Here is a 24,728-nt window from a genome sequence, read left to right on the forward strand (position 1 = left end):
TCGCCTGGTTAACGCCAGGCGACATCGCAATCAGGTGAGCTGGGAGATCAGCGATTTTTCCATTAACCAGGTGCGAAGAGTTTGTAAATGCACGGGAACGGCTTTTTCTGCCTGCCAGGTCAAAATAAAGCGGTTTCCGGTGCGAATAGGAACGTCACAAGGAATAACCATCGCACCACTGTCCAAATCGCGCTGAATGGCAAAACGAGGTAATAATGCGGTTCCCAGATTGGATCGTACCGCAGCAATTAGCATAGAGAGTAAGTCAAAACGTGGGCCTTTATTTACCAATGGGCTGCTCACATCTGAGAGCGCAAACCATTCTTGCCAACCGGTGGTACGCGTACTTTGGTGCAACAAAGGAAATTCATTAAGCAATTCATCCACGGATAACTTTTGACCAGGCCTGGATAGCAGGCTTCGACTACAGACCGGCAGAATTTCCTCTTCAAATAAATATTCCATACCCGACCATGGCGTACAAAAATCCTCTCGCATAATAGCGGCGTCATAATCATTGTTTAGAAAATCACCGATATTGGCCAGGGAATGGATATTGACGGTAATATCGGGATTTAATTCATTGAACTCGCGTAAATTGGGAATCAACCAATGAGTACTTAATGTGGGGTTTACTGCTAACTCAATGGCCCGTACAGCAGGCTGCCAGGCCATTATCGAATGGGTATCACGCTCAAGTTTATTTAGCGTTTCTTTAACAATGCTCAGATAGTGCTTACCAGCAGCATTTAAATAAATACGTTTTTTTGCATGGTCAAATAATTCAGTATGCAGAAAATCCTCCAACGCGTTGACTTGTCTGAACACAGCACTCTGTGTTAAAGCCAACTCTTCTGCTGCTCGAGTATAGCTTTCGTGACGCGCCACCACTTCAAACGTCACCAGCAATTCGGTCTTCGGTATTTTTCCTCTCATAGTGCCTTCCATTTGCAGTGAACAAAAAAAGTTACAGTATCAACCAGAGCAAGGTGACAAACCTCAGCCCCGTGAGGACTGACGCCAGCCAGGTTTCATCCCTTTGCTGCTTTATTGATCTTTTGCTTCAGTCCAGGCTTATATACTTTACTATGTTAATCGCTATACCTTACAAATCATTCTGCTGTCTGGTCGGAAGAGCGACTCGATATTTTAACAGCCCAGTATCTCTGATGCCGTGTTCTTTCTTTTATTTTTGAACGAAAATAAAAGAATCAGCCCAGGGCTTTTTTGAGGATTTCCATTCAGAGGAAAAAGCAAGAAAACTCTCCGGTATATTACAAGGCCGAGATCTCATTTTTAATAAAATATTTTGCTACAGAATGGAAATGAGAATTATTGAGCGGCACGTTCTATGAGAATATACATTTCAAATATGCAAGATGTGGAATATTGTATATCGCCCGCCCTGATTTATGGCTGATTATCGTTCAATTTCGTTAGCAGATTATTCTGATGACTTATTAAACCAAATGGGTTACTTAACTCAAATTTAAAAACGCAGGGTAGCTGTCGTGCAAAGAAATAATCCAAACGTGATAACAACTCGGCAGTATCGAATATATTAGATACACGGGACTCGCGTGAGCCTCATCCCCACTTTGGCAAAGGGCGCATCGCTATCCGCGTTTTTGGTACGAAAAACGGCAGAAATAAGGTATAAAGAGCCGCATGAAAATCCCAAACAGACTCCAACCGCTGGTCGATGACGGCCTGGTTGACGATGTGCTCCAGCGACTGAAGAGCGGCAAAGAAGCCGACGTTTACACCGTTTTATGCGGTGACAAAATCCAGTGCGCCAAAGTGTACAAAGAAGCGATGCAACGCAGCTTTAAGCAGGCGGTGCAGTATCAGGAAGGGCGTAAAGTCCGTAATACCCGTAATAACCGCGCCATGCAGAAAGGCTCAAAATTCGGACGCAAGCAGCAGGAAGAAACCTGGCAAATGGCCGAGGTCGATGCGTTGTTCCGTCTTGCTAACGCCGGAGTCCGCGTCCCGCAGCCTTATATGTGCATTGACGGCGTGTTATTGATGGAACTGGTCACGGACGCTGAAGGTGCAGTTGCGCCACGTCTTAGCGATGTCACCCTGGACGAAGAAAGCGCTATTGCTGATTTCGATACGATGATCCGTAATATCGTGCGCATGTTGTGTGCAGGTCTTGTGCATGGGGATTTATCGGAGTTTAACGTGCTGCTCGATGCGCAAGGGCCGGTCATTATCGACTTGCCGCAAGCGGTAGACGCCGCGGCAAACAACCATGCGGAATCCATGTTCAAACGTGATGTGAATAACATCACGGCCTACTATGGCCAGTTTGCTCCGCAGTTGCTGGGCACACGTTACGCGAAAGAAATCTGGGCGTTATATGAAGATGGAAAATTAACCCCAGAAACACCGCTAACCGGTCTGTTCGTCGAAGAGATTCATGACGTGGATATGGATTCACTGATGGATGAAATCATTACCGCGGAAGATGATTTTTACGAGCGTCAGCGGGCGCTCAAAGAGCGCGAACAAGAATAAGAGTCATGAAAAAGAAAGCCCGCATAACGAAAGTTACGCGGGCTTTTTTGTGTCTGGAACCGTCAGCTAAGCGGGCTAATCACCCCAAGCACGCTCCCGGCATCCATCGTATTACCGGTCGCAGCCTGTTGTTTCAACGTGCCGCTGCGATGTGCCACAACCTGGACTTCCATTTTCATGGCTTCCATGACGGCAATCACTTCGCCTTGCTGCACCGCTTTGCCCTCTTCAGCCAACCAACTGTGAAGCACGCCAGAAATAGGCGCTTCAATGGCGTCTTCATTGACCGGTTCAGCCGCAGGCGTCAGCACATTGCCAGGTTCTGAGATAACCGCGCCACTAAACATGTTCGCGGGTAGGCCGAGCTGAACCCGGCGACCGTCAAGTTCAATCCAGGTACGAGTTAAAACTTCATCCGGTTTTGGTACCTGGCGCGGGGCAAATTCAATGCGCCCGGCAAAGTCAGTTTCAATCCAGCGGGTATGAACGGCGAAACCGTCGGTAAAATCGGCATCGTCCATCACTGCACGATGGAACGGCAGTACGGATGCAACGCCGTCGATTTCAAACTCACACAGGGCACGACGTGCGCGGGCAATGGCCTGTTCGCGCGTACTACCGGTGACGATAAGTTTCGCCATCAGTGAGTCATAACAGCCTGGTACGCTTGATGTTTCGTCAACGCCGCTGTCCAGACGAATCCCCGGCCCGCAGGGAGCACGGAATACCGTTATCTTGCCTGGCGTAGGTAAGTAGCCTTTTCCCGCATCTTCGGCGTTAATGCGGAACTCAAACGAGTGGCCACGCGGTGCAGGCGTTGCCTGAATACTCAACGGCAAGCCTTCAGCGATCCGCAACTGTTCCACCACAATATCCAGCCCGGTTGTCTCTTCGGTGACCGGATGTTCTACCTGGAGGCGGGTATTCACTTCGAGGAACGACAACGTCCCGTCGCGGCTCAGCAAAAACTCCACGGTGCCTGCGCCAATGTAACCCGCATGGGCACAAATATCGTGGGCAGCCTGGTGGATTTGCTCGCGAAGGGTTTCAGTAATAAACGGTGCGGGCGCTTCTTCCACCAGTTTCTGATTGCGGCGTTGCAAAGAACAGTCACGCGTACCGAGCACCACTACATTGCCGTGTTTATCGGCTATCACCTGCGCTTCTATATGGCGTGGGCGGTCGAGATACTGCTCGACATAACATTCAGCTCGCCCAAATGCGGTCAGTGCCTCGCGAGTCGCAGAGTGATAAAGCTCCTCCACTTCCTCAAGTTTCCAGGCCACTTTCAGACCGCGCCCACCGCCGCCAAAGGCGGCTTTTATCGCAACAGGCAAACCATAAGTGGCGGCAAAATCCAGCACTTCTCTCCCACTGTTCACCGGATCAGGCGTGCCTTTTACCAGGGGCGCGCCCACTTCCATAGCAATTTTACGCGCCTGCACTTTGTCGCCGAGCTTTTCGATAGTCTCCGGTTGCGGGCCAATCCAGATGAGCCCCGCCGCCTGCACCGCACGAGCAAATTCAGCACGTTCAGAGAGGAACCCGTAGCCAGGATGCACCATCGTTGCACCGCTACGTCTGGCAATATCCACCAGCGCCTCAATGTTTAAATAGGTGTCTGCGGAGCTTGTGCCAGGCAGCGCCCAGGCTTCATCGGCCATTTGCACGTGCATCGCGTTGGCATCCGGGTCAGCGTACACCGCCACCGCCTGCGCACCGTAATCCCGGCAGGCACGAATAATACGAACAGCAATCTCGCCACGGTTGGCGATCAGAACTTTATGCAGCGCGGTGGTCACGGGTATAACTCCCTGTTATTTCAGTAAACGGTTGGATAATGTTGAACCGGATGGCAGCACCTGGCGGTATTTGTCCAGCCAAATCAAGGTGATATTCAGCGACGGCGGCGATAACCGGATAACCGCCCGTTAAGGGGTGATCATGCAAAAACAGCACCGGTTGGCCGCTGGCTGGCACCTGGATAGATCCGCTGCACGTCCCCTCACTCGGCAGTTCCTGATGCAGGCGTCGCTCCAGTTTTTGCGTCCCATCCAGCCGCAATCCGATACGGTCAGACTGTGGGGTCACATTCCAGTCCTGCGCCGTTAAATGCTCTAACGCTTGAGCGGTAAACCAGTCAGTGCGCGGACCAAGCACAATATCCAGAGTGACGGTTTCCCCGGCGGCAGGCAGATTTGGCACCGGGAGTTCATCCAGCAAAACAGCGTTGCAATGTGGATGTGCGCCGGTGTGTAAAATGTCGCCGACACAAATCGGGTTCGGGCCGACTTGCGCCAGGCTGTCGCGCGCGCCGCTCCCGAGAATTTGCTGCACAACAAACCCGCTACGCACCGCAAGATAGCTGCGTAAACCGCGAGCGGGCGTACCCAGGTGGATTTCATCCCCCGCGGCTAAATTCAGCGGACGATAGCTTTCAACGCAATAGCGCACGCCTTCAGCGGTTTTCAGGGTGAGCGGGCAAGGTGCCCCCGTAATGCTCACGACCACATCGCCGTTTGCCCGGGCGCGAAAACCGCCTTGCGTTATCTCCAGACACGGTAAGTGCGTCGGGTTACCTACAATGCGATTTGCGGTGTGCTGCGCATTTTTGTCCATCGATCCTGATTCCGATAATCCCAGCGCGGCTTTCCCGCCGCGCCCGTCATCCTGCCACAAGGTTTGCAGACCTGTGGCAAGCACGGTTATCGTCGCGTTTTCCGTTATCGGTGGTGTTTGTGCCTCGACATGAGCGGGCAAAGAGATGATTCTGGAGCCAACGCTTCCATCAACAAACTGAACCTGGCTGCCAGGCAACAGCAAAGCCGGCTGCTTGCGCGCAAGGTCCCACATTTTTAGTTCTGTCTGGCCGATAAGCTGCCAACCGCCAGGGCTTGCTTGCGGATAAACACCGCTGAACTCTCCGGCCAGAGCGACTGAACCTGCGGGAATGCGGGTGCGCGGCGTACTGCGGCGCGGTGTTTTCCATCCGCCCGTGTCTGAAACCAGATAGGCAAAACCGGGCGCAAAGCCGGTAAACGCCACGTTCCAGGTACATTCCTGATGACGGCGGACAACGTCCTGAAGCGTGATCCCCATTAACTCAGCGACGGCGGGGAGATCTTCGCCGTTGTAGTGCACGGGGATGGTTACCTGCTGCCCACTGCGCGCACTGCGCTGATTCAAAGGACGCCGGGCGATCTTTTCTGCGAGCTGCGCCATGCTGGTTTGCAGCGGTTGATAACGGATCAACAACGTCCGTGCGGCAGGGATAATCTCTTCGATACCCTTTTCTGGCGTGGCGCTAAGCGCCTCGAAAAGTGCCAGCGTGTCGTCAAGCGATGCCAGTTCGACCAGGAAACTGCTTAAGTTTACGGCTAAAAATCTCACTTCACGCTCCCTGCCAGGCGGCATCAGGAACATCGGTAATAAACATGTGGCCCGGTGCGTGGCTAAGAGCAAAAGGGACGCCCGATTTCATCACTGCCGCTTGCGGAGTCACACCGCAGGCCCAGAACACCGGGATTTCACCTGGTTCAATGCGCACCGGGTCACCAAAGTCAGGACGTGAAAGATCGCTGATGCCCAGCAGATGGGGTTCGCCAATGTGCACCGGCGCACCATGCACGGCCGGGAAACGTCCACTGATCATCACGGCGTCTGCCACGCGTTCTGCCGGGATTGGGCGCATCGAAACGACCAGTTCTCCCTGCAAACGGCCTGCCGGGCGGCAAAGGCGGTTGGTTTTGTACATCGGCACGTTACAACCGTCAGTAATATGACGCACGTCGATGCCCGCTTCGCGCAGCGGTGTTTCAAAGGTGAAGCTACAGCCGATTAAAAAACTGACCAAATCAGGATGTTGTTCCCAGACCGCACGCGCATCGGTGATTTCATCCACCAGTTTGCCCTGCTCCCAGACGCGATAACGGGGAATATCGGTGCGTAAATCGGCACCTTCTGCCAGCACCGTTTGATAACCCCCCGCTTCAATTACATCCAGCACGGGGCAGCTTTGCGGGTTGCGCTGGGCATACAGCAGGAAATCAAACGCCCAGTCTCGCGGCAGGCAAATCATATTCGCCTGGGTCATGCCTGGGGCTATGCCAGCTGTCGGTTTATCAAAGCCGTGACGAATCACAAGGCGAGCCTCGCGGGCAGCGGCAATTGCCTGCTGACTGGCTTTCATGAGTGCATTCATTGCCGCGTCTCCTTACGCCTGAGAAATAAACGAACGGATGGCGATGCCCTGTGCTTCAAGCAAGGTGCGGATCTGGTGTGCCATGGCTATCGCTCCTGGGCTATCGCCATGTACGCAGATAGACTCCGCCTGAATCGGGGTAAATTTTCCTTCGATTGATGACACGCCACCTTCGGTAATCAGTTGCAGCATGCGTTCTGCAACCTGCTGCGCATCGTGCAGAACCGACCCTGCTTCCCGACGGGAAACCAGCGTACCGTCGGCATGGTAGGCGCGGTCTGCGAACGCTTCCGAAATCGTTTTCAACCCTTTTTGCTGCGCCCATTGCAGCACTGGGGAACCCGCCAGCCCCACCAGCGGCAAATTCGGGTCAACAGCCAGAATCCCGTCGATGACTGCCAATGCCTGGCGCTCGTTATAAGCAATGGTGTTATAAAGCGCGCCGTGCGGTTTAACGTAGCGCACTTCTGTCCCCGCCGCGCGTGCCAACCCTTGCAACGCGCCAATCTGGTAAATCACGTCGGCGGTAAGCTCATCGCTTGCGATGTCCATATTACGACGGCCAAATCCCACAAGATCTGGATAGGCGACATGCGCCCCAACCGTGACGCCCTGAGCTTTGGCGGCTTTCAGAGTTTCAAGAATGCCTGCGGGCGACCCGGCGTGAAAACCGCACGCTACGTTGGCACTGCTCACCAGTTTAAGGATTGCGGCGTCGTCGCCCATGCTCCATTGCCCGAAGCTCTCTCCCAAATCGCTATTGAGATCAATCGTTTTTAACATCTGCTTTTCCTCAAACAACTTTCAGGAAGTCAAAAATAGCGCCAACGGAAATCGCGCCCATGTACCAGGTCAGTGCACAGGTCACAACGCCCGTCCACAGCAGCCAGCGTGGGTAAACATAACCCGACATCAAATCAGCGCGTTTCCAGCCAACGTAGACAAAAATGGTCAGGCCGATTGGCAGGATCAGGCCGTTGAATCCACCCGCAAAGACCAGTAATGCGGCCGGTGCCGTTCCCAGCAACAGGTAAACCACCAGCGATACGGCTATAAATAGGATGGTCGCGATATTACGCTGGCGTTCAGTCATCTTCTTATTAAATACCGTCATGAAACTGACCGAGGTATAGGCTGCGCCAATGACACTGGTGAGAGCCGCAGCCCAGAAGATAAAGCCAAAGATCCGCACACCAAAACTGCCAACTGCGTGTTGGAAGGCTTGCGAGGCCGGGTTCGCAACCTGGCTGGAAATGTCTAACGTCACGCCGCTTGCCACAACCCCCAGCACCGCCAGGAACAGCACGTAACGCATCAATCCCACCACTAATATGCCTTTGGTGGCTGCCGACGAAACCGCATCGATGTTCTCAACGCCAGTCATGCCTTTATCCAACAGGCGATGCGCACCGGCATAGGAGATATAACCCCCGACCGTGCCCCCTACGATGGTGGTGATCATGGCAAAGTTCATAGTGTCCGGGAACACGCTCTGACGCAGCGCTTCGCCCACCGGTGGGGATGAAACTATCGCCACATATAACGTCAGACCGATCATCACCAAACCCAGGATAATAATCAGGCGGTCGATGGCCGTACTGGCGCGACGCGATGAGAAGATGTAAATCGCAAGCATCGCGCTGAGTAATCCACCCCATTTTGGCGAAATCCCTAACATGGCATTTAAGCCAAGACCGGCCCCGGCAATGTTTCCGACGTTAAATACCAGCCCACCGAAAATCACCAGAACCGCCAACAGATAACCACTGCCTGGCAGCGCTTCGTTAGCAACATCTGAGGCGCGCATCCGCGTCACAGTCACCACGCGCCAGATATTCTGTTGCACGACAAAGTCGATGATTATCGAGGCCAGAATACCAAAGGCGAATGCCGCTCCCATGGTGGCGGTGAAGGTTGCCGTCTGGGTGATGAAGCCCGGTCCAATAGCCGAGGTCGCCATCAGGAAAATCGCCGCAAGCAGCGACGAACGTCGCTTCTGGACAAAGGATTTGTTTTCGATTTCTTGCGCTGCCATCTGACTCACTCCGTTATTAGAATTATGACGTTGTCTGTTAAGCAATAAGCGGACCATCGTTGAAATAAAACTGGTGATTGTTAATCAAACATTAAATTATTGTTGAACAATAACCTAGTGAGTGTTGATTAATTAGACAAACAGAATCGAAAACTCGATGATAAAAAGCCAACACAGATCACTTTTTGCCGCTCGCTATCTTTCCGGAAATGAAGATTTGCACCACTAAGGTGCATAAAAATGCATTCATGCGCATTTATAGTGCATGAAATTGAAATAATCCCACCATCTCAATGCCTTGCCGCTACCAGGCTAATATGTGAAGATTGCCGCTCACGAGGCCACCGCGCAGAACCCCATGAAGAAAGATGTGTCCGCTCAAATGCTGGGCGAGAAAATCGCTGAAACCATCCGCCAGAAAATTATCGTAGGCGAGCTCGCCCCTGGCGCACGCCTGTCTGAAACGGCGCTCAGCGAACAGCTGGATATTTCGCGCAATACGCTACGTGAAGTGTTTCGCATGCTGACCCAGGAAGGGTTGCTGCGCTATGAACCGAACCGTGGGGTTTACGTGGCAGTGCCAGATATGGCAGCCATTTTAGATATTTACCGCATTCGCCGTCTGATTGAGTGTGATGCGCTGACGCATGCCTATCCGTTACATCCGGCGGTAGCAAAAATGGCCGCAGCCGTTGAAGAGGCGCGTGAATATCGCAAGCTCAGCAACTGGCGTAATGTCGGCACCGCGAATATGAAGTTTCATACCGCAATTGTTGAACTGGCTGACAGTGAACGCCTGACACGCCTGTACCGCAATATTTCCGCAGAACTGCGGCTGGTATTCGGCCATCTCAACGATCCAGAAATTCTCTACGCCCCGTATATTGAGAAAAACGCCCACATCCTGGCGCTGCTGATTGATGACCAAAATGAAAAAGCCGCCCACACCATGATGGAGTATCTTGAGCTATCCGAACGTACGGTACTGGCGGCCTGGTCCAGACACCAACAATCGTCCTGATGAATAGCTAACAATCACGTGCATTTTTTCAACCTTTAGTTTAGCATTTGCTTAATTAAGATAATGCTAAACTAAATCTATGAATCCCGAACTGCTAAAACTCCAGGCCAGTGCGACCGATGCCGCAAAGCTACTCAAAGCAATGAGTAACGCCAATCGGCTACTGATCCTCTGCATGTTGCTCGATTCTCCCGGCACCGGTGCGGGCGAGCTGGCTGCGGCAACCGGCCTGAGCCCTTCTGCCACTTCTCAACATCTTGCCCGCATGCGCAATGAAGGCCTGCTCGACAGTACCCGCGAGGCGCAGCGCATTCTTTACTTCATTAAAAGTGATGCCATTCGGGAAATTATCGGCACGCTTAAAGCCATTTATTGTCCGTGAGGAACAGCATGACTATTCAGACTATTTCCCCAGCCGAAGCCAAAGTCCTGCTCGCCAAAGGCGCTGCGTTGATTGATATCCGCGAGCGCGACGAATATGCGCGCGAGAATATTGCCGAGGCACATTTACTGTCGCTTTCTGCCATCGAAAATGGCGACAGACTTGGCCCGTTTGATCCCTTTGATACGGTCATTTTTTATTGCCAGTCCGGCATGCGCACCGCTCAAAATGCGCAGAAGCTGGCGGATGCGGTGGCTCCAGCCAAAGTTTTGCTGATTGAAGGCGGATTAACGGCGTGGAAGAAAGATGGCCAGGAAATGCTCGCAGATAAATCGCAGCCTTTGCCGTTAATGCGCCAGGTGCAGATAGCCGCAGGGACATTGATTCTCGCAGGGGTGATTCTCGGTTTTGCTATCCACCCTGGCTTCTTTTTACTGTCGGGATTTGTGGGGGCAGGTTTGTTGTTTGCAGGTATCAGCGGTTTTTGCGGCATGGCTCGCTTGCTGGCCATTATGCCGTGGAATAAGCGCTAACTCGCAAGTATAAAACCAGCCGCTTTGGACTATGGTTAACGGTATACATTGTGTCGATTAAACGAGGTTAATTATGTTCAAAGCTGGCGATTTGGTGCAACCCAAGCAAGGTGGCCCGAAATATGAAGTGCTGGATGTTCAGGGAGATACACTTTTCTGTACCCCCCGGAATATTTTGAGCGGTGAAAAAGTCACGCTAAAAGCGGAAGACGTGACTTTGTATAAAGAAGACGACGATTTTGGTGTTTGCTAATGATGTGATTTTCAGGCGGGCAACCTTTTCCCCGCCTGAAACTGACACGTTCAATCAGTACCCTCTTTCATATCCGGCAAAAAAACATTTCACTGCGGTGTCAGCATTCACCTCTTTGAAAAAATCGGCGACCAACTCTTTATCGAGGTTGTAGCGACGCGTCAAAACGCCTGCTTCCCATGCAGCACGTTGGCGGTCACCGGTTTGCTCCGAAATGCGATGGCTAAACCCCAGAACAAAACCACGTTTATAGTCCGAACAGAAGCGAGTCACCCTGGTGACACTGTCAGCTTCACGGGCTTTTAGCCCTGCCATCAATCCCTTACCAAAATGGTTATCCACTTGAATGCTCCTGTCCGCCCCTTCGTTATATAAATAATTATATAACGAAAATTCATGTGCTGGATAGCCCAAAAAACAGCAGCAACCGGTGAAAATATAACCATATGATTTACAACTGAAAATTAATAGCTAAACGACAAAATCAGGAAACTCTGCCTGTTCTGTCCCATTTAACGGATTTTATTGACAAAATGTCAGTAAATAAAAATTTATCACTAATTGTCCAATTCCAAGCAGCGATATAATCTAGTCGAACAAAATTAAACCATTTATTAGCACTGCCATTAGCGCTTGCGGGTAGTGCATCTCTCTAATTTTCATATGGAGTCGGAATAATGTTTTCTCCTGAGTCACGCTTGCGCCATGCAGTTGCGGATACTTTTGCAATGGTGGTGTATTGCTCGGTTGTAAACATGATGATAGAGATTTTCCTCTCCGGCATGAGCTTTGAGCAGTCACTCTCTTCGCGTCTGGTTGCCATTCCAGTCAATATATTGATTGCCTGGCCCTACGGTTTCTATCGCGACGCGTTCATGCGTTTCACTAAACGCTACAGCCAGTCTAACTGGGCAAAAAATCTTGCAGACGTGCTGGCTTACGTGACTTTCCAGTCACCGGTTTACGTTGTCATTTTGTGGTCGGTCGGCGCTGACTGGAACCAGATAGCGGCTGCGGTTAGCTCGAACATTATTGTGTCGATGCTTATGGGTGCAGCGTATGGCTATTTTCTGGATTATTGCCGCCGTCTGTTCCGTATCAGCGGTTACCGGAATGCAAAAGCTGGGGTTTGAGCACGCTCAAGGGTGTTAGCGTTGCGCCATGACGTGCAACAACGCCGGTTTCGATTAATGCTCGCCAAACAAACCAGACAAATAACGCTCCAGCGCAATGCGTGAACTAAAGCCGTGCGGAATACCGTAATGCTGATGAATTTCGCCAGCCAGGTAGAGTGGAAACTGTTGGTAATGATCGCAAGTTTTAACGTCCGTCGCTGGTTCTGCCAGGGTTTGGCTTCGTTCTTTTAGCGTCGGGTGAATGATAAGCGCAGTTCGTCCCATACGCGCTTCACGATTGACATACACGTAATTTTCGCCACGGCGATATCCGTACGTTTTGGGTGTGACAACATCCATGGTAAAACCGGCTTTTTCAAGGACGCGGGCCACCTCATCGGGTCGTAAATACATATTTTTTCCTCATCATCTTTTATTGCAGCGCAACCTTACAATATCCAGCATTAGCAACGCTTTCAGATTAGTCCATAAAGACCACGAAAGAGAGTGTACGCCCTCATGACTAAATATTATGGTCTACACTTAGTGGTACATCGCAAAAAGGGAGAAACTAATGTTTAACCGCGTAAATCGAAATGATGTAGACGAAGGTGTTGATGATATTAACCGTGACGTGAACCAACTGGCTGACACCCTGGAAGAGGTTCTCAAATCGTTCGGTAGCGATGTTAAAGAAGAAGGGGAAGCCGCCCGCAAAAAAGCGGAATCTCTATTGAAAGAGACGCGTGCTCGCCTTCAGGGTCGCACCCGAGTAAAACAAGCCGCTTGTGATGCGATCGGTTGCGCTGATACCTATGTGCGCGACAAACCCTGGCAGAGCGTAGGTATTAGCGCCGCCGTGGGTATCTTCATCGGGGCTTTACTCGCGTCCCGACGTTAGTCATAAAAGCGTAGTGATAATAAATATGCGTCTAACCCCGGAAACCTTTCCGGGGTTTTTATTTTCCGTCCTCAGCTGATCGCCTCACGCAATTGCTTTGCGGCCTGTCGCGCAAGTGACGGCGAAGTCAGATTAGTAAAGCTCATCAAAATCCCCCCTTCCCCTTTTGACACCATTCGCCAGTCACTTAATGCCTGCACCGCCAGCCCCGCTTCGCGAGCCTTAGCCACCCATTCGCGCTCATCGCCACGGACACGCATCACCAGTTGAATGCCTCCGGCTTGCGGTACGACATCGAACCCTTGCTCTCGCAGTGCCTGTTCCAGCCATACGCGTCGCTCGCTGTAGCACAAACGCATCTTTTTCAAATGTCGCCAAAAGTGGCCCTCGCGAAGAAAATCGGCAATGGTTTGCTGAATCAGTAACGGGGCGGTGCAGGGTAAGAAATGCGTATGCCGTGAGAATGCCTCGACCTGCTGTTGCGGCACCACCAACCAGGCGACGCGCAGTGCCGGAAACAGTGATTTGCTGAATGTTCCGGCGTAGATCACTCGCTGCGGACCATCGAGGCTTTTTATCGGGGGTAAGGGTTTCCCGTGGTAGCGAAACTCGCTGTCGTAATCGTCTTCAATCACCCAGCTTTGGTTGACCGCCGCCCAGTCGAGTAGTTGATGGCGGCGTGCCAGCGACAACGCCACGCCAAGCGGGCTTTGATGAGCGGGCGTAAGTAGCGCAAAACGAGCGTCAGGAAAATGGTCTATCCCGTATTCAATTTGCATCCCTTCGCCATCGACGGGCACAGGATGCAACGCCATCCCTGCTTCGTCGAAAACCGGGCGCACATAGCGGTAGCCGGGATCTTCCAGCCATATTCCATCCCCTGATTTTGCCAGCGTATGCACCACCAGCCGCATCGCAGCCTGAAAACCGGCGGTGATAAATATCTGCTCCGGCTGGCAGTCAATACTGCGCGAAAAACGTAAATAGTCGGCAATGGCCTGGCGCAGTGTCGATTCACCGTTAGATTCGGGCATGACCAGGTCATAGCGGGTTTGCAGACGGAGACGCCGCCCCATAACCCGCGCCCACAACCCTCGCGGAAAAGCGTCAAGGGCGGGCAACCCCATTTGAAACGGACGCGGCGCACCTTGTGGTTGGCTCAGTGCATTCGCAACGTTATTTGCCCCCGATGTGACGGAAGGACTGACAAACGTTCCAGCCTGGCCGCGTCTTTCCAGCCAGCCTTGTGCCACCAGTTCTCCATAGGCGTTTTCCACTGTCGCCCGTGCCACACCGAGTTCCAGCGCCATGGTGCGACTTGATGGCAAACGGCTCCCAGCCACCAGCTCACCGTCACTGATTGCCTGTTTGAGTTGCCTGGCGATTTGTTGATAACGCGGGATAGCGTGGTGGGCACTGACCACGAGTTCATTCGTCTTTGCCATTATGGCCTGCTTTTTAAGTTAATTTATGGCTCTCTTTAGTAGTCCATCATAGTGCTAAATTGTCCGCACACCAACATGAGGAACAACACCATGATCGAATTACGCCAGCCCTACTTTGACCTTTCCCCAGCAGTATTTAAGCCAATGCTTCAGGCGCTGAAAGGGCTGGAATCCAGCTCACTGGGTTCAACCATGATTGAACTGGTTTTCCTGCGTGTCTCGCAAATTAACGGCTGCGCCTATTGCCTGGAAATGCACTCAAAAGCCCTACGCAAAGATGGCGTTGACCAGACCAAACTGGATGCACTCGCGGGCTGGAAAGTGAGTCATCACTTCAGCGACAAAGAGCGCGCAGCACTCGCCTGGGCTGAAGCCGTCACACTCATTACCGAAGGTGGCGCCGAAGATGCGGTGTACCAACCGTTGCTGCAATTCTTTACCGCCCAGGAAATTAGCGATTTGACGTTTACCGCCAGCCTGATGAACGCGTTTAATCGTCTGGCGATCAGTATGCGTATGTAGTTTGGTTTCCCTTATCCATAAGGGCTGTCTCTTAGTCACATCGTTGAGACCAGGATGGGGTGTTTATGCCGGAAACGGTGAAGGTTCCGTTCACCCAAAGTTCTCAGTTATATGGAGTCACCGAACCGGTGAACGACTTAGGGTGGCCACCGTCGCCACCCTAAGAACCCGGACTCCCGGCAAATAAATCGCCGCTGCGCGGTAAACACCGTTTTTTACCCAACATTCGCGGTCGTTCGCGATTCGTTCCCGACGATCGCTCTCTTTCGCCGCTCCCGGCGGCTCAACCACGACTGAAGGGCAAAAAACGGCGCGATTTAAGCCGGAACCAACGTCAACGTCAAAACCTAAGGTCAAAAGCCGAAGCGGTTTTGACCTTGTTCCCGGTATAAATTGCCCCAGTGTTCCCCATAAGTCAGGGTGGCGTGGTCGGGAACCACGCCAGTGAGCGATCGCCGGGAGCGAATCGCGAACGACCCTGAACGTTGGGGATAAGCTGGGGTTTACCGCGCAGCGGCAATTTAAAGACCGGGCGCCGGGGTTGCCAGGGGGCTGGCGCTAGCCACCTGGCACGTTCACCGTTAACAACGGTTGAAGAGATGACCAACCGTACAGGTGAACGGAAAACCTGCGAAGTTTACAGATCTCCCCCTCAGGGAGAGGGTTAGGGTGAGGGTTGTTTCGCTACAATTAGCCCTCATCCCAACCTTCTCCCCCAGGAGAAGGAGCAAAATACCCCTCACCAAAAATACCATATCTTGTATGGTTGATAATTTTCATTCCCACATCTAGTATTCATATTCTCAACCATAGAGAGAATAAGAATCATGCGCATTACCATATACACTCGAAATGACTGTGTCCAATGCCACGCCACCAAACGCGCAATCGAAAGCCGTGGATTCACTTTTGAGCTGGTTAATCTCGATTTAACCCCAGAAGCAGCGGACGATTTGCGCGCTCAAGGTTATCGCCAGTTGCCGGTCGTCATTACCGATCAGGAAAGCTGGAGCGGGTTTCGCCCGGACATGATCAACCGCCTGCGCGCCCGAGTCAGCTCATGAGTCATCTCGTCTACTTCTCGAGCACCTCGGAAAATACCCTTCGCTTTGTTGAGCGCCTGGGACTGCCCGCGCTGCGTATCCCGCTGGAGCTAAAACAGCGGCTGATCGTTACGGAACCCTACATTTTGATCGTGCCGAGCTACGGCGGTGGCGGAATTGCAGGTTCAGTGCCCGCCCAGGTGATTCGATTTTTAAATAATGCGACCAACCGTGCATTACTGCGGGGCGTTATCGCCAGTGGAAATCGTAACTTTGGCGAAGGTTTTTGCCGGGCTGGCGACGTGATAGCCCAAAAATGCCAGGTGCCGTATCTCTATCGTTTTGAGCTGCTCGGCACTGAACAGGACATCGAAAACGTGCGTAAGGGAGTCAAAGAATTTTGGCAACGACAGAAGCTATCAGCGTAATGGCGACGGAAAGCGCGGATTTTCACGCGCTCAACGCCATGTTGAATCTCTATGATTCCGAAGGGCGGATCCAGTTTGAGAAAGACAAACTGGCAATAGAACACTTCCATAAACAGCATGTGTTGCCCCGTTCACGCCACTTTCCCCATCAGCAGGCTCGCCTCGAGTGGCTGGTGGCAGAAGGTTATTACGACAACACCGTGCTGCAACGTTACGAAAGCCGTTTTGTCACAGCGCTATTTGAAAAAGCCAGTAACAGCGGGTTCAAATTCCAGACGTTCCTTGGCGCATGGAAGTATTACACCAGCTATACGCTCAAATCCCGGGATGGCAAAGAGGTTCTGGAACACTTCCCGGACAGAGTTTGCATGGTGGCGCTTACCCTTGCGCAAGGTGACGAGAATCTGGCAAATCGCCTGATGGATGAGATGCTCAGTGGCCGTTTCCAGCCCGCAACGCCGACTTTTTTGAACTGCGGAAAGATGCAGCGCGGCGAATTCGTTTCCTGCTTCTTGCTGCGAATAGAAGACAATATGGAATCGATTGGCCGCGCGGTGAACTCGGCACTTCAGCTCTCGAAACGCGGTGGCGGCGTGGCTTTCTTGCTCTCGAATTTGCGAGAAGTCGGTGCACCGATTAAACGAATCGAAAACCAGTCATCCGGTGTGATCCCGGTGATGAAAATGCTGGAAGATGCGTTTTCTTACGCCAACCAACTCGGTGCGCGTCAGGGCGCGGGGGCCGTGTATCTGCACGCGCACCATCCCGATATTTTACGTTTTCTCGATACCAAGCGTGAAAATGCTGATGAGAAAATCCGCATTAAGTCGCTCTCGCTGGGCGTGGTGATCCCGGATATCACCTTCCAGCTGGCAAAAGATAATCATCCGATGGCGCTCTTCTCACCTTACGATGTCGAGCGTATTTACGGGAAGCCGTTTGGCGATATTGCAGTCAGCGATTTGTATCAGGAAATGCTGGCAGACGAACGCATCCGTAAGACCTTTATTAACGCGCGCGATTTCTTCCAGACACTGGCGGAAATCCAGTTTGAGTCCGGTTATCCGTACATCATGTTTGAAGATACGGTCAATCGCGCAAACCCGATTGCCGGGCGCATTAATATGAGCAATTTGTGCTCAGAAATTTTGCAGGTGAATAGCGCTTCGACGTATGACGAAAACCTCGATTATGCGCAGGTTGGCAAAGATATCTCCTGTAATCTCGGCTCGCTAAATATCGCCCATACCATGGATTCGCCTGATTTTGGCCAGACCATAGAGACGGCGATCCGTGGGCTGACGGCGGTTTCCGATATGAGCCATATTCGCTCAGTGCCCTCTATTGAGGCCGGAAATTCCGCTTCGCACGCTATTGGCCTCGGGCAGATGAATCTACACGGTTATCTGGCACGCGAAGGTATTGCTTATGGCTCTGCTGAAGGGCTGGATTTCACTAATTTCTATTTTTACACCGTCACCTGGCACGCCATACGTGCATCAAATTTGCTGGCGCGGGAACGCAAACAGCGCTTTGCCGGTTTTGAACAATCACGTTACGCGAACGGGGAGTACTTCCGCCAATATCTGCAAGAAAGCTGGCAGCCGAAAACGCAAAAAGTGCGCGAGTTGTTCGCCAGTGCGGGTATCGATATTCCAACACGCGAACAGTGGCAGCAGTTGCGCGACGATGTCATGGAGTTCGGTCTGTATAACCAAAATTTGCAGGCCATTCCGCCGACCGGATCGATTTCTTATATCAATCACGCGACGTCGAGTATTCATCCGATTGTCTCGCGCATTGAGATCCGCAAAGAGGGAAAAACCGGGCGCGTTTATTATCCAGCTCCGTTTATGACCAACGACAATCTGGAGTTTTATCAGGACGCCTACGACATTGGCCCGGAAAAAATCATCGACACTTACGCGCAAGCCACACGTCATGTCGATCAAGGGCTGTCGCTGACACTCTTTTTCCGCGATACCGCAACGACTCGCGATATTAACAAAGCGCAGATTTACGCCTGGAAGAAAGGCATCAAAACGCTCTATTACATTCGCTTGCGCCAGATGGCGCTGGAAGGCACCGAAGTTCAGGGCTGCGTTTCCTGCGCTTTATAAGGAGAGAACATGACTGAGTTAAGCCGCGTAAGTGCCATCAACTGGAATAAAATCGAGGATGAGAAAGACCTCGAAGTGTGGAACCGCCTGACCAGTAACTTCTGGCTTCCAGAGAAAGTGCCACTGTCCAACGACATTCCGGCGTGGCAGTCGCTGACGCACGACGAACAGCAACTCACCATTCGCGTGTTTACCGGGCTGACGTTGCTGGACACCATCCAGAATACCGTAGGGGCACCCGTGTTGATGGCGGATGCGATAACACCTCATGAGGAAGCGGTGCTGTCGAATGTGAGCTTTATGGAGGCGGTACATGCCCGCTCCTACAGTTCGATTTTCTCAACACTTTGCCAAACCAAAGATGTTGATGCCGCCTACGACTGGAGTGAGGAAAATGCGCCGTTGCAACGCAAGGCGCAAATCATCCTTGCGCATTATCATGCTGATGACCCGCTGAAGAAGAAAATTGCCAGCGTATTTTTGGAGTCCTTTTTATTCTATTCAGGCTTTTATTTACCGATGTATTGGTCAAGTCGCGGCAAATTGACTAATACGGCAGATCTTATCCGCCTGATTATTCGTGACGAGGCGGTGCACGGTTATTACATCGGATATAAGTTCCAGAAATCACTGGCCCAGCAAAGTCTGGAACGCCAGGCCGAGTTGCAGAATTTCGCCTTCGAGTTGCTGATGGATCTTTACGATAACGAAGTGGAATATACCGATGCGCTGTACGGTGGCGTTGGCAGGCCCGAAGAGGTGAAAGCGTTTCTTTGTTACAACGCGAATAAGGCGTTGATGAACCTGGGCTACAACGCGCTGTTCCCGCCTGAAATGAGTGAGGTGAACCCTGCGATACTCGCGGCACTTTCGCCAAACGCTGACGAAAACCATGACTTTTTCTCAGGTTCTGGTTCGTCTTATGTGATGGGGAAAGCGGTGGAAACTCAGGACGAAGATTGGGATTTTTAATCGAGAATATGCCAGAGATATTTTGTATATTTTTGACTGAGATATTTCCTACCAACAATACAAAATAAAACCTTACATTTTAGCCTGAATATCGCCCTGGTCAGGCTAATTACCCTCCTCGTTACAAAAAATATCATCTTTCTCTGAATTGCTCTCAGCCCTTTACTCATGGGAAATGTCGGCCACATCGCTGTCACGGATATTGGATATATCGGAAATGGAGGGTTGTCTCAGATTCTGAGTATGTTAGGGTATATGCAGTGAATATTTCCATCAGGAATTGTGTATAAATATATAAATACAGGAATAACTTTATTGCATGGCAATTAAACTTGAAGTGAAGAATTTATATAAGGTATTTGGTGAGCATCCACAGCGCGCATTCAAATATATCGAAAAGGGCATTTCAAAAGCTGAATTACTGGAGAAAACAGGGCTGTCGCTTGGCGTGAAAGACGCCAGTCTGGCAATTGAAGAAGGCGAGATTTTTGTCATCATGGGGTTATCAGGTTCTGGTAAATCCACCATGGTTCGCCTTCTCAATCGCCTGATTGAACCAACCCGTGGACAGGTACTGATTGATGGCGTCGACATCGCCAAAATATCAGACGCGGAACTCCGTGAAGTACGCAAAAATAAGATCTCCATGGTATTCCAGTCCTTTGCTCTGATGCCACATATGACGGTGTTAAATAATACCGCTTTTGGTATGGAATTAGCCGGTATTCCGTTAAAAGAACGTCAGGAAAAAGCGCTTGATGCATTGCGTCAGGTTGGGCTTGAAAATTATGCCCACGCTTATCCCGATGAGCTTTCCGGCGGTATGCGTCAGCGTGTTGGTTTGGCCCGTGCTTTGGCAATTAATCCAGATATATTATTGATGGATGAAGCCTTCTCTGCCCTCGATCCATTAATTCGTACTGAGATGCAGGATGAGTTAATTAAATTGCAGGCGAAACATCAACGTACCATTGTGTTTATTTCCCACGATTTGGATGAAGCAATGCGTATTGGCGACCGTATTGCCATTATGCAAGGTGGTGAAGTTGTGCAAGTCGGTACACCGGATGAAATTTTAAATAATCCGGCGAATGATTATGTGCGTACCTTCTTCCGCGGTGTGGATATTAGCCAGGTGTTTAGCGCGAAAGATATTGCCCGTCGTAACCCGGCTGGCCTACTGCGCAAAACCGCCGGTTTTGGCCCACGCTCGGCACTCAAACTGCTGCAAGATGAAGACCGTGAATTCGGTTATGTCATTGAACGTGGGCAGAAATTCCTCGGGATTGTCTCGACTGATTCGCTAAAAGCCGCACTGGCTACGGGTCAGGGTCTGGACAATGCTTACCTCGAATCTCCAGCGGCCGTTTCCGCTGATACGTCACTGAGCGATCTTCTCACCCATGTAGGCCAGGCACCGTGTGCAGTTCCGGTTGTTGGGGAAGAGAGTCAGTACGTGGGCATTATCTCGAAAGGGGTTCTGCTGCAGGCGTTAGATCGTGAGGGGGTAAGTCAATGAGTGCATCAAATCCGTGGGATACCGGCAGTGCGACTGCCGACGCAACAACAAATCAAGCCGCAGCAACCGCCGATGCGTGGGGTAGCCAGGCTGCGTCCACACCGGCTGCAAGCAGTAGTGCAGATTGGCTGAATACAGCCCCGGCACCTGCTCCAGAGCATTTCAATATTCTGGATCCGTTTCATAAGACACTGATCCCACTCGATAGCTGGGTGACACACGGTATCGACTGGGTGGTGACGCACTTCCGCCCCGTGTTCCAGGGGATTCGTGTGCCTGTGGACTACATCCTCAGTGGCTTCCAGCACTTTTTGCTGGGGATGCCTGCGCCTGTGGCGATCATCCTGTTTGCGTTAATTGCATGGCAGATGTCCAGTCTGGGAATGGGGATTGCGACGTTAGTTTCGTTGATTGCCATTGGCGCGATTGGCGCGTGGTCGCAAGCGATGGTGACGCTGGCGTTAGTTCTGACCGCCCTGCTGTTCTGCATGATTATTGGTTTGCCGCTCGGCATATGGCTTGCCAGAAGTGAACGTGCCGCGAAGATCATCCGTCCGCTGTTAGATGCAATGCAGACCACTCCGGCGTTTGTTTATCTGGTGCCGATCGTGATGCTGTTCGGTATCGGTAACGTACCGGGTGTTGTCGTGACGATTATTTTTGCTCTGCCACCGATTGTGCGTCTGACGATTCTGGGGATTAAGCAGGTCCCGGAAGATTTGATTGAAGCGTCACGTTCGTTTGGCGCAAGCCCGCGCCAGATGCTGTTTAAAGTTCAGTTGCCGCTGGCGATGCCAACCATTATGGCGGGCGTAAACCAGACGTTGATGCTGGCACTTTCAATGGTCGTTATCGCGTCTATGATTGCCGTCGGCGGTCTTGGACAGATGGTACTGCGTGGTATTGGCCGCCTCGATATGGGTCTTGCGACCGTCGGCGGCGTCGGGATCGTTATCCTGGCGATTATTCTCGACCGTTTAACTCAGTCCATTGGCCGCGATTCGCGCAGCCGTGGCAATCGCCGCTGGTACAACACCGGCCCAATTGGTCTTTTGACCCGTCCCTTCATCAAATAAGCATGCTGGCGGCATTCGTGCCGCCGCACGCCCCATCACCATTAAAAAGGAATAACGATGCGACACACGACGATTATCGCTACAGCCCTTGCCACCCTCGTAACCACCAGCGCTTTTGCCGCCGATTTGCCGGGTAAAGGTATTACGGTTCAGCCTGCACAAAGCACCATCTCAGAAGAATCATTCCAGACTTTACTGGTAAGCCGTGGCCTGGAGAAACTGGGTTATACCGTTAACAAACCTAGTGAAGTGGATTACAACGTGGCGTACACATCCATGGCCGCAGGCGATACCACGTTTATCGCTACCAACTGGAAACCGCTGCATGACGATATGTTTGAAGCCGCAGGCGGTGATAAGAAATTCTACCGTGAAGGGACCTACGTTCAGGGTGCCGCACAGGGTTATCTGATTGATAAAAAAACGGCAGAACAATACAAAATTACCAACATCGCGCAGCTAAAAGATCCGAAGATCGCCAAGCTGTTTGATACCAACGGCGACGGTAAAGCGGATTTAACCGGGTGTACGCCTGGCTGGGGTTGCGAAGCGGTTATCAATCACCAGATTGGTGCTTACGGCCTGACCAATACCGTGGAACATAATCAGGGCAACTACTCGGCAATGATTGCCGACACCATTACGCGCCACAAAGAAGGCAAACCGATTCTGTACTACACCTGGACCCCTTATTGGGTGAGTGATGTGATGGTTCCGGGTAAAGATGTGGTGTGGCTGCAAGTGCCGTTCTCTTCTATGCCGGGCAAACAAAAAGAGGTGGATACCAAGCTGCCAAATGGTGCCAATTATGGCTTCCCTGTGAACACCATGCATATCGTTGCGAACAAAGCCTGGGCCGAGAAAAACCCGCAGGCGGCGAAACTGTTTAGCTTGATGAAACTGCCACTGGCGGATATCAACGCGGAGAATGCGATGATGCACAATGGTAAAGCGTCAGAAGCGGATATTCAGGGGCACGTTGATGGCTGGATTAAAGCGCACCAGGCTGAGTTTGATGGCTGGGTGAATGAAGCGTTAGCTACGAAGTCATTACGTTAAGAGCGCCCTCACCCTAACCCTCTCCCCCAGGAGAGGGGATAGTCGGTTTTCTCCTTCTCCCTTAGAGAGAGGGGATAATCAATTTTCTCCTTCTCCCCCAGGAGAGGGGATGGTCAGTTTTCTCCTTCTCCCCCAGGAGAGGGGATAGTCGGTTTTCTCCTTCACCCTTAGAGAGAGGAGATAGTCGGTTTTCTCCTTCTCCTGGGGGAGAAGGCCGGGATGAGGGCGCCCCCAACTAAAACAAACCGCACAATCCGACCCCTTGCCTCACTAATTTTCGCTATTATTCCGGTTCTAACATCACAAACCGAAGAAATAGAATGAAAAATTCCACTCAAGGACTGAGCCCCGCTCTGATCGTCCTGATGTCTCTCGCCACGGGTTTGGCCGTTGCCAGCAACTACTACGCACAACCCCTGCTCGACACCATTGCTCATGCCTTTTCCCTTTCGATTAACCAGGCCGGATTTATCGTTACCGCCGCGCAGTTAGGCTACGCCGTCGGTCTACTGTTCCTGGTACCGCTGGGTGATATGTTTGAACGCCGCGGACTCATTGTCTTTATGACGCTACTGGCTGCCGGAGGCATGGTGATTGTGGCTCTCAGCCAGACTCTGTGGATGATGATTCTGGGCACCGCACTCACCGGTTTGTTCTCGGTCGTGGCACAAATCCTCGTCCCGTTAGCCGCAACGCTTGCTGAGCCAGAAAAACGAGGCAAAGTCGTCGGCACCATTATGAGCGGGTTGCTGCTGGGAATTTTGCTGGCACGTACCGTGGCCGGGCTACTGGCAGGCCTGGGCGGATGGCGTACCGTTTATTGGGTCGCGAGTGTGTTAATGGTGGTGATGGCGCTGGCTTTGTGGCGTGGTTTGCCGAAAGTGAAGTCCGAGACTCATTTAAATTATCCGCAATTGCTCTCTTCAGTATTCAGCCTGTTTATCAAAAATCCGCTGCTGCGTACCCGCGCGCTGCTCGGCTGCCTGACTTTTGCCAACTTCAGCATTCTTTGGACGTCGATGGCATTTCTGCTGGCATCACCACCGTTTAACTTCTCGGAAGGGGTGATTGGTTTATTTGGCCTCGCTGGTGCAGCAGGAGCGTTGGGTGCACGTCCCGCAGGCGGGTTTGCCGATAAAGGTAAAGCCCATCTCACGACCACCATCGGATTGGTACTGTTGCTTCTCTCGTGGATTGCAACGGCGATGGGGCAGTATTCCGTTATCGCGCTCATCATTGGGATACTGGTACTCGATTTAACGGTTCAGGGTGTGCATATCACTAACCAAACGGTTATCTATCGCATGATGCCGGATGCGAGAAATCGTCTGACTGCCGGTTATATGACCAGCTATTTCATTGGGGGTGCTGCGGGCTCTGTTATTTCAGCCAGCGCATATCAGCACGCAGGATGGTTTGGTGTGTGCGCAGCAGGTGCCATTGTAGCCCTACTAAATTTAGTAGTGTGGTGGCGTGGTTATCACCGCCAACCGTGATGTGACTAATCCTATAAAGTCACTGAGAATAATTTGGGGTATTAAGGGTCGTACCAGTCTGTTAAGGTTATCCCTGTTGGTTCA

The 24,728-nt window shown here is 51.7% G+C and carries 25 protein-coding genes; 16 read left to right on the top strand and 9 right to left on the bottom strand.

Annotated elements, in window-relative coordinates; all coding sequences use genetic code 11:
• Window positions 1-30 precede the first annotated feature (30 nt).
• Entirely contained in the window at window positions 31-936 is a 906-nt protein-coding gene (locus BSPA111_RS06515) for a LysR substrate-binding domain-containing protein (protein ID WP_183270377.1), read from the bottom strand.
• Between the two features lie 732 nt (window positions 937-1,668).
• Here BSPA111_RS06515 and BSPA111_RS06520 point away from each other — a divergent pair.
• Window positions 1,669-2,523 carry a PA4780 family RIO1-like protein kinase gene (locus BSPA111_RS06520; protein ID WP_183270378.1) on the top strand — a complete coding sequence of 285 codons (855 nt, stop codon included), beginning with the start codon at window positions 1,669-1,671 and terminating at the stop codon, window positions 2,521-2,523.
• A 62-nt stretch (window positions 2,524-2,585) separates the two neighbouring features.
• Here BSPA111_RS06520 and BSPA111_RS06525 read toward each other — a convergent pair whose 3' ends face one another.
• The 5 genes from BSPA111_RS06525 to BSPA111_RS06545 are packed head-to-tail and all read right to left on the bottom strand — an operon-like array spanning window position 2,586 to window position 8,759.
• Window positions 2,586-4,325, bottom strand: coding sequence for a biotin carboxylase N-terminal domain-containing protein (locus BSPA111_RS06525; RefSeq protein WP_255459246.1), 1,740 nt, complete (start codon window positions 4,323-4,325; stop codon window positions 2,586-2,588).
• Window positions 4,306-5,913 carry an urea amidolyase family protein gene (locus BSPA111_RS06530; RefSeq protein ID WP_183270379.1) on the bottom strand — a complete coding sequence of 536 codons (1,608 nt, stop codon included), beginning with the start codon at window positions 5,911-5,913 and terminating at the stop codon, window positions 4,306-4,308. The genes BSPA111_RS06525 and BSPA111_RS06530 overlap by 20 nt, the downstream gene beginning before the upstream one ends.
• Window position 5,914: 1 nt before the next feature.
• Window positions 5,915-6,724, bottom strand: coding sequence for a putative hydro-lyase (locus tag BSPA111_RS06535; protein ID WP_183270380.1), 810 nt, complete (start codon window positions 6,722-6,724; stop codon window positions 5,915-5,917).
• A 12-nt stretch (window positions 6,725-6,736) separates the two neighbouring features.
• Window positions 6,737-7,507 carry a LamB/YcsF family protein gene (locus BSPA111_RS06540; RefSeq protein ID WP_183270381.1) on the bottom strand — a complete coding sequence of 257 codons (771 nt, stop codon included), beginning with the start codon at window positions 7,505-7,507 and terminating at the stop codon, window positions 6,737-6,739.
• 10 nt (window positions 7,508-7,517) lie between these two features.
• Window positions 7,518-8,759 carry an NRAMP family divalent metal transporter gene (locus BSPA111_RS06545; protein ID WP_183270382.1) on the bottom strand — a complete coding sequence of 414 codons (1,242 nt, stop codon included), beginning with the start codon at window positions 8,757-8,759 and terminating at the stop codon, window positions 7,518-7,520.
• A 358-nt stretch (window positions 8,760-9,117) separates the two neighbouring features.
• Here BSPA111_RS06545 and BSPA111_RS06550 point away from each other — a divergent pair, with 358 nt between their 5' ends.
• The 4 genes from BSPA111_RS06550 (at window position 9,118) to BSPA111_RS06565 (ending at window position 10,948) form a co-directional block, all read left to right on the top strand.
• Window positions 9,118-9,780: a GntR family transcriptional regulator gene (locus tag BSPA111_RS06550; RefSeq protein WP_183270862.1), complete on the top strand. Its 663-nt coding sequence runs from the start codon at window positions 9,118-9,120 to the stop codon at window positions 9,778-9,780.
• Window positions 9,781-9,859: 79 nt separating this feature from the next.
• Window positions 9,860-10,162 (top strand): helix-turn-helix transcriptional regulator, encoded by a 303-nt coding sequence (locus BSPA111_RS06555; protein ID WP_183270383.1) that lies wholly within the window; start codon window positions 9,860-9,862, stop codon window positions 10,160-10,162.
• An 8-nt stretch (window positions 10,163-10,170) separates the two neighbouring features.
• Entirely contained in the window at window positions 10,171-10,695 is a 525-nt protein-coding gene (locus BSPA111_RS06560; protein WP_183270384.1) for a rhodanese family protein, read from the top strand.
• Window positions 10,696-10,768: 73 nt separating this feature from the next.
• Window positions 10,769-10,948: a hypothetical protein gene (locus BSPA111_RS06565; protein ID WP_183270385.1), complete on the top strand. Its 180-nt coding sequence runs from the start codon at window positions 10,769-10,771 to the stop codon at window positions 10,946-10,948.
• 54 nt (window positions 10,949-11,002) lie between these two features.
• On the opposite strand, the gene BSPA111_RS06570 is transcribed toward BSPA111_RS06565, so the two are convergent.
• Window positions 11,003-11,290, bottom strand: coding sequence for a DUF2623 family protein (locus tag BSPA111_RS06570; protein WP_064513252.1), 288 nt, complete (start codon window positions 11,288-11,290; stop codon window positions 11,003-11,005).
• A 335-nt stretch (window positions 11,291-11,625) separates the two neighbouring features.
• On the opposite strand from BSPA111_RS06570, the gene alaE reads away from it, so the two are divergent.
• Complete coding sequence (gene alaE, locus BSPA111_RS06575; RefSeq protein WP_183270386.1) at window positions 11,626-12,081, top strand: L-alanine exporter AlaE; 456 nt, start codon at window positions 11,626-11,628, stop codon at window positions 12,079-12,081.
• Between the two features lie 54 nt (window positions 12,082-12,135).
• Here alaE and BSPA111_RS06580 read toward each other — a convergent pair whose 3' ends face one another.
• The gene (locus BSPA111_RS06580; protein WP_183270387.1) at window positions 12,136-12,477 is read right to left on the bottom strand and encodes a DUF2002 family protein; all 342 of its coding nucleotides are present in this window, start codon (window positions 12,475-12,477) and stop codon (window positions 12,136-12,138) included.
• Between the two features lie 160 nt (window positions 12,478-12,637).
• On the opposite strand from BSPA111_RS06580, the gene BSPA111_RS06585 reads away from it, so the two are divergent.
• Complete coding sequence (locus BSPA111_RS06585; protein WP_183270388.1) at window positions 12,638-12,964, top strand: DUF883 family protein; 327 nt, start codon at window positions 12,638-12,640, stop codon at window positions 12,962-12,964.
• 71 nt (window positions 12,965-13,035) lie between these two features.
• Here BSPA111_RS06585 and BSPA111_RS06590 read toward each other — a convergent pair whose 3' ends face one another.
• The gene (locus tag BSPA111_RS06590) at window positions 13,036-14,367 is read right to left on the bottom strand and encodes a PLP-dependent aminotransferase family protein (RefSeq protein ID WP_183270863.1); all 1,332 of its coding nucleotides are present in this window, start codon (window positions 14,365-14,367) and stop codon (window positions 13,036-13,038) included.
• A gap of 132 nt (window positions 14,368-14,499) precedes the next feature.
• On the opposite strand from BSPA111_RS06590, the gene BSPA111_RS06595 reads away from it, so the two are divergent.
• From BSPA111_RS06595 to BSPA111_RS06635, 9 genes are all read left to right on the top strand, one after another.
• Window positions 14,500-14,931 (top strand): carboxymuconolactone decarboxylase family protein, encoded by a 432-nt coding sequence (locus tag BSPA111_RS06595; protein ID WP_183270389.1) that lies wholly within the window; start codon window positions 14,500-14,502, stop codon window positions 14,929-14,931.
• Between the two features lie 827 nt (window positions 14,932-15,758).
• On the top strand, window positions 15,759-15,995 hold the full coding sequence (gene nrdH, locus BSPA111_RS06600; protein WP_183270390.1) for a glutaredoxin-like protein NrdH: 237 nt from the start codon (window positions 15,759-15,761) through the stop codon (window positions 15,993-15,995).
• Entirely contained in the window at window positions 15,992-16,402 is a 411-nt protein-coding gene (gene nrdI / locus BSPA111_RS06605) for a class Ib ribonucleoside-diphosphate reductase assembly flavoprotein NrdI (protein WP_183270391.1), read from the top strand. Before nrdH ends, nrdI begins: the two co-directional genes overlap by 4 nt.
• The gene (gene nrdE / locus BSPA111_RS06610) at window positions 16,375-18,522 is read left to right on the top strand and encodes a class 1b ribonucleoside-diphosphate reductase subunit alpha (protein ID WP_183270392.1); all 2,148 of its coding nucleotides are present in this window, start codon (window positions 16,375-16,377) and stop codon (window positions 18,520-18,522) included. The genes nrdI and nrdE overlap by 28 nt, the downstream gene beginning before the upstream one ends.
• Window positions 18,523-18,531: 9 nt before the next feature.
• Window positions 18,532-19,494 (top strand): class 1b ribonucleoside-diphosphate reductase subunit beta, encoded by a 963-nt coding sequence (gene nrdF, locus BSPA111_RS06615; protein ID WP_183270393.1) that lies wholly within the window; start codon window positions 18,532-18,534, stop codon window positions 19,492-19,494.
• 319 nt (window positions 19,495-19,813) lie between these two features.
• On the top strand, window positions 19,814-21,013 hold the full coding sequence (gene proV / locus BSPA111_RS06620; RefSeq protein WP_183270394.1) for a glycine betaine/L-proline ABC transporter ATP-binding protein ProV: 1,200 nt from the start codon (window positions 19,814-19,816) through the stop codon (window positions 21,011-21,013).
• Window positions 21,010-22,089, top strand: a complete 1,080-nt coding sequence (gene proW, locus BSPA111_RS06625) for a glycine betaine/L-proline ABC transporter permease ProW (RefSeq protein ID WP_183270395.1) — start codon at window positions 21,010-21,012, stop codon at window positions 22,087-22,089. Before proV ends, proW begins: the two co-directional genes overlap by 4 nt.
• 57 nt (window positions 22,090-22,146) lie before the next feature.
• Window positions 22,147-23,148 (top strand): glycine betaine/L-proline ABC transporter substrate-binding protein ProX, encoded by a 1,002-nt coding sequence (gene proX, locus BSPA111_RS06630; RefSeq protein ID WP_183270396.1) that lies wholly within the window; start codon window positions 22,147-22,149, stop codon window positions 23,146-23,148.
• A gap of 320 nt (window positions 23,149-23,468) precedes the next feature.
• The gene (locus BSPA111_RS06635) at window positions 23,469-24,644 is read left to right on the top strand and encodes an MFS transporter (protein ID WP_183270397.1); all 1,176 of its coding nucleotides are present in this window, start codon (window positions 23,469-23,471) and stop codon (window positions 24,642-24,644) included.
• The last annotated feature ends 84 nt before the right edge of the window (window positions 24,645-24,728 follow it).

The sequence above is a fragment of the Buttiauxella sp. A111 genome (assembly GCF_014189855.1).
In the GTDB taxonomy this organism is placed as follows: domain Bacteria; phylum Pseudomonadota; class Gammaproteobacteria; order Enterobacterales; family Enterobacteriaceae; genus Buttiauxella; species Buttiauxella selenatireducens.

Excerpts from the sequence above, each read along its gene's own strand:
- BSPA111_RS06515 (WP_183270377.1), bottom strand. The coding sequence starts at position 936 with ATGAGAGGAAAAATACCGAAGACCGAATTGCTGGTGACGTTTGAAGTG.
- BSPA111_RS06520 (WP_183270378.1), top strand. The coding sequence starts at position 1,669 with ATGAAAATCCCAAACAGACTCCAACCGCTGGTCGATGACGGCCTGGTT.
- BSPA111_RS06535 (WP_183270380.1), bottom strand. The coding sequence starts at position 6,724 with ATGAATGCACTCATGAAAGCCAGTCAGCAGGCAATTGCCGCTGCCCGC.
- BSPA111_RS06540 (WP_183270381.1), bottom strand. The coding sequence starts at position 7,507 with ATGTTAAAAACGATTGATCTCAATAGCGATTTGGGAGAGAGCTTCGGG.
- BSPA111_RS06545 (WP_183270382.1), bottom strand. The coding sequence starts at position 8,759 with ATGGCAGCGCAAGAAATCGAAAACAAATCCTTTGTCCAGAAGCGACGT.
- BSPA111_RS06550 (WP_183270862.1), top strand. The coding sequence starts at position 9,118 with ATGAAGAAAGATGTGTCCGCTCAAATGCTGGGCGAGAAAATCGCTGAA.
- BSPA111_RS06555 (WP_183270383.1), top strand. The coding sequence starts at position 9,860 with ATGAATCCCGAACTGCTAAAACTCCAGGCCAGTGCGACCGATGCCGCA.
- BSPA111_RS06560 (WP_183270384.1), top strand. The coding sequence starts at position 10,171 with ATGACTATTCAGACTATTTCCCCAGCCGAAGCCAAAGTCCTGCTCGCC.
- BSPA111_RS06565 (WP_183270385.1), top strand. The coding sequence starts at position 10,769 with ATGTTCAAAGCTGGCGATTTGGTGCAACCCAAGCAAGGTGGCCCGAAA.
- alaE (WP_183270386.1), top strand. The coding sequence starts at position 11,626 with ATGTTTTCTCCTGAGTCACGCTTGCGCCATGCAGTTGCGGATACTTTT.
- BSPA111_RS06580 (WP_183270387.1), bottom strand. The coding sequence starts at position 12,477 with ATGTATTTACGACCCGATGAGGTGGCCCGCGTCCTTGAAAAAGCCGGT.
- BSPA111_RS06585 (WP_183270388.1), top strand. The coding sequence starts at position 12,638 with ATGTTTAACCGCGTAAATCGAAATGATGTAGACGAAGGTGTTGATGAT.
- BSPA111_RS06595 (WP_183270389.1), top strand. The coding sequence starts at position 14,500 with ATGATCGAATTACGCCAGCCCTACTTTGACCTTTCCCCAGCAGTATTT.
- nrdH (WP_183270390.1), top strand. The coding sequence starts at position 15,759 with ATGCGCATTACCATATACACTCGAAATGACTGTGTCCAATGCCACGCC.
- nrdI (WP_183270391.1), top strand. The coding sequence starts at position 15,992 with ATGAGTCATCTCGTCTACTTCTCGAGCACCTCGGAAAATACCCTTCGC.
- nrdF (WP_183270393.1), top strand. The coding sequence starts at position 18,532 with ATGACTGAGTTAAGCCGCGTAAGTGCCATCAACTGGAATAAAATCGAG.
- proV (WP_183270394.1), top strand. The coding sequence starts at position 19,814 with ATGGCAATTAAACTTGAAGTGAAGAATTTATATAAGGTATTTGGTGAG.
- proW (WP_183270395.1), top strand. The coding sequence starts at position 21,010 with ATGAGTGCATCAAATCCGTGGGATACCGGCAGTGCGACTGCCGACGCA.
- proX (WP_183270396.1), top strand. The coding sequence starts at position 22,147 with ATGCGACACACGACGATTATCGCTACAGCCCTTGCCACCCTCGTAACC.
- BSPA111_RS06635 (WP_183270397.1), top strand. The coding sequence starts at position 23,469 with ATGAAAAATTCCACTCAAGGACTGAGCCCCGCTCTGATCGTCCTGATG.